This window comes from Streptomyces recifensis, assembly GCF_002154615.1.
Classification (GTDB): domain Bacteria; phylum Actinomycetota; class Actinomycetes; order Streptomycetales; family Streptomycetaceae; genus Streptomyces; species Streptomyces griseoluteus.
This window is the reverse complement of the sequence record NZ_MUNH01000512.1, coordinates 1-6,313: the sequence shown is the minus strand read 5'-3', so window position 1 is coordinate 6,313 and position 6,313 is coordinate 1. Positions and strand designations below refer to the sequence as shown.

Here is a 6,313-nt window from a genome sequence, read left to right as displayed (position 1 = left end):
GGCCGAGGAGATCGCGGCCGAGTTCCCGGTGCGCGCGCTGGCCGCCGTGCACCGGACGGGTCTGCTGGCCATCGGGGACGTCGCGGTGATCACCGCGGTCTCCTGCCCGCACCGGGCGGAGGCGTTCGCCGCGTGCCGCAAGCTCATCGACACCCTCAAGCACGAGGTGCCGGTCTGGAAGCGGCAGATCTTCACGGACGGCGCCACCGAATGGGTCGGCGCCTGCTGATCAGCCGGTGACGACGCCCGCGACCAGGTTGATGGTGGTGGCCAGCACGCTGATGCCGAACAGGTACGACAGCAGACAGTGCCGGAGCGCCACCGCCCGGATCAGCGGGTGGGAGACGCTGGTGTCGGAGACCTGGTAGGTCATGCCGAGGTTGTAGCTGAAGTAGAAGAAGTCCGCATAGGCGGGCTTCAGCTCGGAGTTGAAGTCGATGCCGCCCCGGGCCGGGCCGTAGTACAGATAGGCGTAGCGGGTCGTGTACATCAGGTGCAGCGCGGCCCAGGCCATGAGGACGCCGAGCAGCGCGATGGCCGCGGCGGCCCCGGTGTCGGCGCCGGAGCGGTGCGCGACCAGCATCAGCACGATGCCCCCGAGCCCGCACAGCGAGACGCCGACCACCACGAGTTCGTCCACGGCGGGCCGGAAGTCCTCACGGCGCGCGTCGGCGCGGGTGGTCTCGGCGTCCATGGGCCACAGCACGGTCCAGCCGGTGACCACGAAGACGGTCCCGACGGCGGCGATACCGGACAGGATGGCCAGCGGCGCCGGATGGCCGGTCAGCCCGACGACAAGGCCGACGACCGCTCCGACGGCGAGTGAGCCGCCGAGCCTGGGAACCGCGGACACCGGCAGCCACATGCTCATACGGCCTCACCCTAGCCCCGTCCGCCGCTTCCGGCCCGGCAGATGAGCAGCCTCCGAGCACCGTCGTCGCAAGCCGATCAGGACTGCGGCGGGGCCAGGTGGTATACACCGAACATGCCCCCTTCGCGCCGTTCCTCCCCCGCCGGCGGTGGCGACGGGCGCCGGTGGGACACCTCCGGCGTCGGGCATGTGCTGTTCCCGCGGGGAGCGCTGGCCCTCCAGCGGGTCGACGGCGCGCTGCTGTTCGCGCTGCGCGCGGCCCTGGCCATGGCGCTCGCGGGCCTGCCGGCGGTGCTGGCCGGCCGTCCCGACCTCGCGGTCTACGGGATGCTCGGGGCGTTCACCACGACGTTCGGCCGGAATCTGCCCTACCGCCGCCGGGCGTGGGTGCTGGCGTGGGTCGCGCTCGCCATGACGGCCTGTGTGGGCCTCGGTTCGGCGCTGGCCTCGGTGGCGCATCCCTGGTCCAGCGTGGCCGGCGCGGCGCTGGTGGTCGTGGCGACGGCGCTGGTGGCGGGCGTGTGCAAGTACGTGTGCGACGCGACCGGGCTCGGCGGGCTGGGCGCGATCCTGCTGCTGTTCTCCTTCGCGGTGGCCGCCAACGCCACGACCACGCCCGGCCAGGTACTCCCCCGCACGGGTATGGCCGCGGTGGGCTCTCTGCTGGCGTGGGCGCTGGCGCTGCTGGGCCGGCTGGTCCATCCCGACCGGCCGCAGCGCCTTGCGGTGGCGGCCGCGCTGCGCCGGCTCGCCGAGCTGCTGGACTCGGCGCGGGGCGGGCTGGGCCGCTCCCGGCACCGGGCGACGGCGGCGGTGCTCCAGGCGTACGACTCGCTCGGGCTGGCGCCGCCGACCACCTCCCAGCAGCCCGGTGAGGACAACACGTGTGTCCGGCTGACCGATCTGTCCTGGTCGCTGCTGGTCGACTCCACGCGCGGCACGCCCGAGGACCCGCGCGAGCTGGCCCGGCTGCTGCGGATCCAGGCGGGCATGCTGGCGGACCGGCACCAGCGCTGTCCGCAGGTGCTGGCCGACCTGGCCGCGTACTCCTCACTGCCCGCGGAGCCGGGCCGCCGCTTCTCTCCGGGCGCGCCGGTGCCCAACGATCCGGAGGCGCGGCGGGCCTGGGTACTGGTGCGGGGGCGGCCCGGCGGACACAAGCCGGTGTCGGTGCTGCTGGTACCGGCGCTGCGGATGGTGCTGGGCACGCTGGTGGCGGGCGGCGCCGCGCTGGCGCTCGGTCTCGGTCACGGCTACTGGGCGGCCATCTCGGCGGCGGCCGTACTGCACTCGGTCAACGTCCGCACCACGGTCCAGCGAGCCGTGCAGCGCACCCTGGGCACGGCGCTCGGCCTGGTCATCGCGCTCGGGGTACTGGCCGGGCACCCGGCGCCGGTGCTGCTGGCGCTGGTCATCGTGGCGCTGGAGTTCCTGTTGGAGTACGTGGTGGTGCGCAACTACGGCCTGGGCGTGGTCTTCCTGACCCCGCTGGCGCTGCTGCTGAGCGATCTGGCCGACCCGGAGTCGCCGGAGGAGCTGATCATGGACCGGGGGCTCGGGTCGCTGCTCGGCATCGCCATCGCGCTGGTGTGCGCGCTGGTGGTGGTGCACGACCGGGCGGCGGTACGGGTGGAGCGGGCGCTCTCGCAGTGCACCGAGGCGACCGAGCGGGCCGAGCGGGCGCTGGCCTCCCCGACCGGGGCGTCGCCTCCGGTGATCCCGGTCCATCTGGCCGTCAGTGTCGTCGAGTTGCGCGAGGCGGACGACGCGGCGGCGGGCGAACTGCTGTCGGCGGGCATCGACCCGGCGGCCCTGGCGGCGGCCGAGCAGCGCGCGTATTTCCTGCTCGCGAGGCTTCTCCACCACTGATCCCGGCGGCAGTCGGATGTGCGGTCGCCGACGGCTTTCGCCACTCCCCTGGCACGGGCGAGGGCCGGCCGCGAGATGACGGCTGCTCAGACCGGGCTGTGTCCCTGGAGGTAGGTGCGCACGGCCGGCGGCAGCGCGTCCCGCTCGGCCTCCTCGAAGGCGACCCAGCGGATCTGCTCGGCCGGCAGCGAGGCCCCGCCGGAGGGCGAGTCGGTGAGCAACTGGCAGACCACGGCCGGGACGGCGTCCGGCGACTCGCCGTCGGCCGGGCCGAGCGGTTCGGTGCCGTCGACGAGGTAGCCGGTGAGTTCGTAGACGACCCGCTCGGCCGTCGCGCCCGGTGTCTCAGCCGGTTCGGCGGTGCCGGAGGGCAGCGTCCAGGGGCCGTCGTCCCCCTGGGTCACCAGCAGCAGGCGTCCGTCGTACACCGCGACCGCCAGCACCCGGCCGCCGGCCTCCCGCTCGGAAGTCATCGCCCCGTCCCCTCCCGCGCGCCGGTCCGCACGCGCGTCGACCGCCCGGCTCCACGGCCGGACGGTCGTTCCCTACCCAGCGGCGCGGGTGCGCATCCTGCCGGGTCAGGACGTCTTGATCGCGGCGAGGAACTTCTGCGGGTCGGTGTCCACTTCGCCCTCGACCGTGGTGACCGGAATGTTCTCCTTGTCGTACCAGACGGCCGGGGTGCCGGGCAGGCCGAAGGTCTCGAAGGTGGAGATGGACTCCCCGGCCCAGGTCAGATACGTGTCGTCGGAGACCTTGCGGTCGAAGTCGGCCGAACGCAGGCCGTCCACGTCACCGGCGACCGACAGCAGCACCGCTCCCTGCGCGAACTTGTCCTTGGCGGGCGGGAACGGCTGGTTGTCGAAGAGGGCGCCGAGGTACTCGATGAACTGCTTCTGCCCCTCGTCGCTCGCCGCGGCCAGCGCGCCGAGCGCCTTCTGGTCGCCGTTGCCGCCCACGGTGTCGTCCATCGTCCCGGCGAAGTGGAACTTCACCACGTACTTTCCGTCGTCGGCGCCCTTCCGGACGGTGTCCAGGAGCGTCTGGGCCAGACGGGCGGAGGCACGGTCGCGCAGCTCCAGGAAGACCTGGAGCACGTGCGGCGCGGACAGGTCGCCGTAGTACAGCGTGGTGCCGTCGTCGCCGGTCGTGTTGGCGGGAGTCATGTGTCGAGCTTGGCACAGATGGGCGTGGCGCACGAACGGTGCGGACGGGGTCCGGCCGGGACGACACGACGCGGCTCGCGGGCGCAGTCTGGAGGGGTGGACTCATCGCACAGCAGGGCTCCGGATCGTGGCCGCGGCCTGGACACGGCCGTGCTCGACGCGCTCTTCGCCGACTCGCCGCATCCGCTGTACGTCCTCGACGGCACGCTGCGGCTGATGGGCTTCAACGAGGCGGCCGGGGACTTCGCCGTGCTGCCGCTGGGCGGCGCGCTGGGGCAGCCGCTGCGGCACTGGGCGGCCGGTCTGCACCAGGAGCCGGTGGAGGCGATGCTGCACGAGGTGCTGGCCACCGGAGAGCCCCGCCGGGACGTGGAGGTGGCGGGCGGGGCCACGCCGGACGCGCCGGACCGGGTGCTGGCGCTCTCCGCGTTCCGGCTGCGCGACGCGAACGGGGGGCTGCCCGGGGTGGCGCTCAGCGTGGTGGACGCGACCGAGCGGCACCGGGCGCGGGTCCGGCTGAGCGTGCTGCGGGAGGCGAACGCCCGGATCGGCACCAGCCTGGACACGGTGCACACCGCGCAGGAACTCGCCGACATCGGCGTGCCGGACCTGGCCGACGCCATCGTGGTGGACGTGCTGGACGCGGTGCTGCGGGGCGATGTGCCGCCGGTGGAGGCCCTGGGGCACGATCTGCTGCTGCGCTGTGCCGGGTTCCGGTCGGTGCGGGCGGCGAACGGGCACCGGACGGGGGAGGTCGGCTGTGTGATGGAGCCGGGGCTCACCTCGCGGTACAAGGAGGTGCTGACCGGGGGGCGCCCCGTGCTGATCACCGGGGACGACACGGTGCCCGACGGGCGCGGCGCGCAGGAGGTCGCGCAGGCGGACGGCGCGGAGTCCGCGATGGCGGTGCCGCTGGCCGCGCGGGGCGGGGTGCTGGGTCTGGCGCGGTTCTACCGGGGCCGGGGCACCGCGCCGTTCACCGAGGACGACCTGCGCCTCGCCACCGAACTGACGCGGCACACCGCGCTGTGCCTGGACAACGCCCGGTTGTACACGCGGGAGCGGTCGGTGGCCCGTATCCTCCAGCTCAGTCTGCGGCCGGCGCACGTTCCGGGGCACAGCGCGGTGGCCACCGCCCACAGCTATCTGCCGAGCAGCACCAGTGGCGACTGGTTCGACATCATCCCGCTGTCCGGGGCACGGGTGGGACTCGTCGTCGGAGAACCGCCCACGCGGGGCATCCGGGCGGCCGTCACCATGGGCGGTCTGCGGGCCGCCATCGGCGCGCTGGCCTCGCTCGACCTGACGCCCGAGGAACTGATGGAGCGGCTGCACGACCTGGTGGGCCGGCTGGACGCGGAGGAGTCGCGGCACCCGGACGAGTCCCTGGACAGCCTGCGCGCGGGCACCTCGTGTCTGTACGCGGTCTACGACCCGGTGGCGCAGCAGTGCACGGTGGCCAGCGCGGGCCATCCGCCGCCCGCCGTGGCCCCGCCCGACGAGCCGGCGACCTTCGCGCAGGTCCCGGTCGGCCCCGCACTGGGCCGGGGCGCGCCCCGCTACCGCGCGGGGCACTTCGACGTGCCGGCGGGCACGCTGATGGTGCTGTGCAACCCGGTGCTGCTGCGGGATGCGAGCACCGATTCCGGCGGCCAACTGACTCGGCTCGACAGGGCCTTGCAACCACGGGACCGCCCCCTGCCGGACCTCTGCGACGCCCTGCTGCACGATCTGGCACCGCACCATCCGGCCGACGACGGGGTACTGCTGGTCGCCCGCGCCCTCGCCCTCGGCGCCGACAAGGTGGCCTCCTGGTCGCTGCCGAACGAGCCACAGGCGGTGTCGCTGGCCCGCCGGCACGCGGAGGAACGGCTGAAGCACTGGCATCTGGCGGACCTCGCGTTCACCGCGACCCTGGTGGTCAGCGAGCTGGTGACCAACGCGGTCCGCTACTCCACAGGGCCGATCCGGCTGCGGCTGGTCCGTGACCAGGTGCTGATCATCGAGGTCACCGACGACAGCAGCACCGCCCCGCAGTTGCGGCAGGCCGACGACGACGACGAGCACGGGCGCGGGCTGACCATCACCGCCCGGCTCACCGAGCGCTGGGGCACCCGGCGGGAGCACCGGGGCAAGACCATCTGGGCCGAACTACCCATTCACGAATGAGAGTTGGGGTGTGAAGGGGTGTGACGGGATCGGCCGCCGGGCGCCTTCCGTGACGGGTGCGGTGTGGTGGACACTGCGCTCCACGCATTCCCGCGCTCCCACCCCCCATCACAGCCGAGGGCCGCCTCCATGCCGACCGCTCCCCGTTCCCTGCGCCTGGCCGCCACCGCCGCCGGGCTGCTGCTCGCCTCCAGCATGACCATCACGGCACACGCCGCACCGGGGCCGGTACCGGCCC

Annotated in this window: 6 protein-coding genes; 3 read left to right on the top strand and 3 right to left on the bottom strand. The window is 73.7% G+C overall.

Features of this window, described 5'->3' with window-relative positions; genetic code table 11:
• Positions 1 to 229: molybdenum cofactor biosynthesis protein MoaE (locus CCN33_RS24545; RefSeq protein WP_208621874.1), on the top strand; the 229-nt coding region annotated here is incomplete at its 5' end.
• On the opposite strand, the gene CCN33_RS24540 is transcribed toward CCN33_RS24545, so the two are convergent.
• Positions 230 to 871: a DUF1345 domain-containing protein gene (locus CCN33_RS24540; RefSeq protein ID WP_086695664.1), complete on the bottom strand. Its 642-nt coding sequence runs from the start codon at positions 869 to 871 to the stop codon at positions 230 to 232.
• 114 nt (positions 872 to 985) lie between these two features.
• Here CCN33_RS24540 and CCN33_RS24535 point away from each other — a divergent pair, with 114 nt between their 5' ends.
• Positions 986 to 2,740, top strand: a complete 1,755-nt coding sequence (locus CCN33_RS24535) for an FUSC family protein (protein WP_086695663.1) — start codon at positions 986 to 988, stop codon at positions 2,738 to 2,740.
• A gap of 86 nt (positions 2,741 to 2,826) precedes the next feature.
• Here CCN33_RS24535 and CCN33_RS24530 read toward each other — a convergent pair whose 3' ends face one another.
• Together CCN33_RS24530 and CCN33_RS24525 are read right to left on the bottom strand one after the other, a co-directional pair.
• Complete coding sequence (locus CCN33_RS24530; protein WP_086695662.1) at positions 2,827 to 3,213, bottom strand: NUDIX hydrolase; 387 nt, start codon at positions 3,211 to 3,213, stop codon at positions 2,827 to 2,829.
• Positions 3,214 to 3,318: 105 nt separating this feature from the next.
• Entirely contained in the window at positions 3,319 to 3,906 is a 588-nt protein-coding gene (locus tag CCN33_RS24525; RefSeq protein ID WP_086695661.1) for a thioredoxin domain-containing protein, read from the bottom strand.
• 150 nt (positions 3,907 to 4,056) lie between these two features.
• Here CCN33_RS24525 and CCN33_RS24520 point away from each other — a divergent pair, with 150 nt between their 5' ends.
• Complete coding sequence (locus CCN33_RS24520) at positions 4,057 to 6,075, top strand: SpoIIE family protein phosphatase (RefSeq protein WP_167387935.1); 2,019 nt, start codon at positions 4,057 to 4,059, stop codon at positions 6,073 to 6,075.
• Positions 6,076 to 6,313 lie beyond the last annotated feature (238 nt).